This is a genomic window from Sinorhizobium sp. NG07B (genome assembly GCF_002532005.1).
GTDB lineage: Bacteria > Pseudomonadota > Alphaproteobacteria > Rhizobiales > Rhizobiaceae > Sinorhizobium > Sinorhizobium fredii_C.
The window spans coordinates 1-3349 of the sequence record NZ_NWTD01000036.1; the positions used below are offsets into that span (position 1 = coordinate 1).

Annotated in this window: 1 tRNA gene and 2 rRNA genes; all 3 read right to left on the reverse strand. The window is 54.6% G+C overall.

The window, feature by feature from the left end:
- Positions 1-77, reverse strand: a tRNA-Met gene (locus tag CO664_RS29895).
- 88 nt (positions 78-165) lie between these two features.
- Positions 166-280, reverse strand: a 5S ribosomal RNA gene (gene rrf / locus CO664_RS29900).
- Between the two features lie 232 nt (positions 281-512).
- A 23S ribosomal RNA gene (locus CO664_RS29905) occupies positions 513-3310 on the reverse strand.
- Positions 3311-3349 lie beyond the last annotated feature (39 nt).

The window sequence follows — 3349 nt, forward strand, 5'->3', positions numbered from 1 at the left end:
TGGTTGCGGGGGCAGGATTTGAACCTGCGGCCTTCAGGTTATGAGCCTGACGAGCTACCGGGCTGCTCCACCCCGCGTCAAGTCGTCGAATTCCGAGTTGCGTTGGCCCGGTCTTGGGAGGGGCCGCGTGTGTGCGAGAAGATGTTTTTGACTTGCGCTTTGCAGACCTGGCAGCGACCTACTCTCCCGCGTCTTAAGACGAAGTACCATCGGCGCTGGGGCGTTTCACGGCCGTGTTCGGAATGGGAACGGGTGCAGCCACCCCGCCAGAACCACCAGGTCGGCAAAGCGCAAGTTTTGCTCCCGGAGGGAGCAATTGTGAGAAGCTGGTGAGGTTTCGCCTCTTTTTTGAACACGTCTTTTGTCTGCCGCCCCGGCCGAATGCCGCAAGCGCAGAGCGCGTCGCGCCTTGTGGCGCGCGCCGTCCGCAGCGAAGCGATCTTCCGATCGCGACAGCGTGAGGACAGAAGATAGCATCATCAAACTTCGTTTGATGAGCATAGGCAACAAGAACGATCAAGCCGATCGAACGATTAGTACCGGTAAGCTTCATGCGTTGCCGCACTTCCACACCCGGCCTATCAACGTGGTCGTCTTCCACGGTTCTCGAGGGAATACTCGTTTTCAGGTGGGTTTCCCGCTTAGATGCCTTCAGCGGTTATCCCTTCCATATATAGCTACCCTGCTATGCCCTTGGCAGGACAACAGGTCCACCAGAGATATGTCCATCCCGGTCCTCTCGTACTAGGGACAGATCCTGTCAATATTCCTACACCCACGGCAGATAGGGACCGAACTGTCTCACGACGTTCTGAACCCAGCTCACGTACCGCTTTAATTGGCGAACAGCCAAACCCTTGGGACCTGCTCCAGCCCCAGGATGCGATGAGCCGACATCGAGGTGCCAAACAACCCCGTCGATATGGACTCTTGGGGGTCATCAGCCTGTTATCCCCGGCGTACCTTTTATCCGTTGAGCGATGGCCCTTCCACGCGGGACCACCGGATCACTATGACCGACTTTCGTCTCTGCTCGACTTGTCAGTCTCGCAGTCAGGCGGGCTTATGCCATTGCACTCGACGAGCGATTTCCGACCGCTCTGAGCCCACCATCGCGCGCCTCCGTTACTCTTTCGGAGGCGACCGCCCCAGTCAAACTACCCACCATACACTGTCCCGGATCCGGATGACGGACCGCGGTTAGACATCCATGACGATAAGGGTGGTATTTCAAGGATGGCTCCACAGGAACTGGCGTCCCTGCTTCAAAGCCTACCACCTATCCTACACATGCCGACACGAATGCCAGTGTAAAGCTATAGTAAAGGTGCACGGGGTCTTTCCGTCTGACCGCAGGAACCCCGCATCTTCACGGGGAATTCAATTTCACTGAGTCTGCGTTGGAGACAGCGGGGAAGTCGTTACGCCATTCGTGCAGGTCGGAACTTACCCGACAAGGAATTTCGCTACCTTAGGACCGTTATAGTTACGGCCGCCGTTTACTGGGGCTTCGATTCAGAGCTTGCACCCCTCCTCTTAACCTTCCAGCACCGGGCAGGCGTCAGACCCTATACGTCGTCTTGCGACTTCGCAGAGCCCTGTGTTTTTGATAAACAGTCGCTACCCCCTGGTCTGTGCCACCCCATCATGGTTGCCCATAATGGGGTCACGCTTCTTCCGAAGTTACGCGTGCAATTTGCCGAGTTCCTTCAACGCAGTTCTCTCAAGCGCCTTGGTATACTCTACCTGACCACCTGTGTCGGTTTCGGGTACGGTCTATACGGTGGAGCTATTTCCCGGGACCGCGTCCAAGCCTGGACAATCCAATAAGTCCAGACAAGTTAAGCGATCCGTCACTACCACCAGGCCCACGAATATTAACGTGGTTCCCATCGACTACGCGTGTCCGCCTCGTCTTAGGGGCCGGCTAACCCTGCTCAGATTAACTTTAAGCAGGAACCCTTGGTCTTTCGGCGAGAGGGTCTCTCACCCTCTTTATCGTTACTCATGTCAACATTCGCACTTCCGATACCTCCAGGACCCCTCACGGGTATCCCTTCACAGGCTTACGGAACGCTCCGCTACCACGTGCCTTGCGGCACATCCTCAGCTTCGGTGCATGGCTTCAGCCCCGTTACATTTTCGGCGCAAAGACCCTTATTTAGACCAGTGAGCTGTTACGCTTTCTTTAAATGATGGCTGCTTCTAAGCCAACATCCTGGTTGTTTTGGGATCCTCACATCCTTTCCCACTTAGCCATGACTTGGGGACCTTAGCTGGAGGTCAGGGTTGTTGCCCTTTTCACGACGGACGTTAGCACCCGCCGTGTGTCTGCCGACTAGTACTCCCCGGTATTCGGAGTTTGGTTAGGATCAGTAAGACGGTGAGTCCCCATAGCCCATCCAGTGCTCTACCCCCGGGGGTATTCGGTCGACGCTCTACCTAAATAGATTTCGCGGAGAACCAGCTATTTCCGAGTTTGATTGGCCTTTCACCCCTAGCCACAAGTCATCCCAATCTATTGCAACAGATGCGGGTTCGGTCCTCCAGTTGGTGTTACCCAACCTTCAACCTGCTCATGGCTAGATCACTCGGTTTCGGGTCTAATGCGACATACTAAGGCGCCCTATTCAGACTCGCTTTCGCTACGCCTACACCTACCGGCTTAAGCTTGCATGTCACACTAAGTCGTTGACCCATTATACAAAAGGTACGCCGTCACCCTTGCGGGCTCCGACTGTTTGTAGGCATCCGGTTTCAGGTTCTATTTCACTCCCCTTGTCGGGGTGCTTTTCACCTTTCCCTCACGGTACTTGTTCGCTATCGGTCATGCACGAGTACTTAGGCTTGGAGAGTGGTCTCCCCATGTTCAGACAGGATTTCACGTGTCCCGCCTTACTCAAGGACAATGAGTGTTCTACGTGTACGGGGCTATCACCCGCTACGGCCGACCTTTCCAAATCGTTCCACTTTATTCCTCATTGCCACTGGCCTGGTCCGCGTTCGCTCGCCACTACTTGCGGAGTCTCGGTTGATGTCCTTTCCTGCAGGTACTTAGATGTTTCAGTTCCCTGCGTTCGCTTCTTATCCCTATTGAATTCAGGATAAGATACCTTTCAACAATGCTTGGAAACCTAAGCCGTGCTTTCGCACGGCTTAAATTTTCCAAGCATCTAAGGTGGGTTGCCCCATTCGGAGATCCATGGATCAAAGCTCATTCGCAGCTCCCCACGGCTTATCGCAGCGTATCACGTCCTTCATCGCCTGTGCATGCCAAGGCATCCACCAAATGCCCTTTTGACACTTGATCGTTCTCATTGCCAATGCTCATCCTTATTTGGCTTTGGCA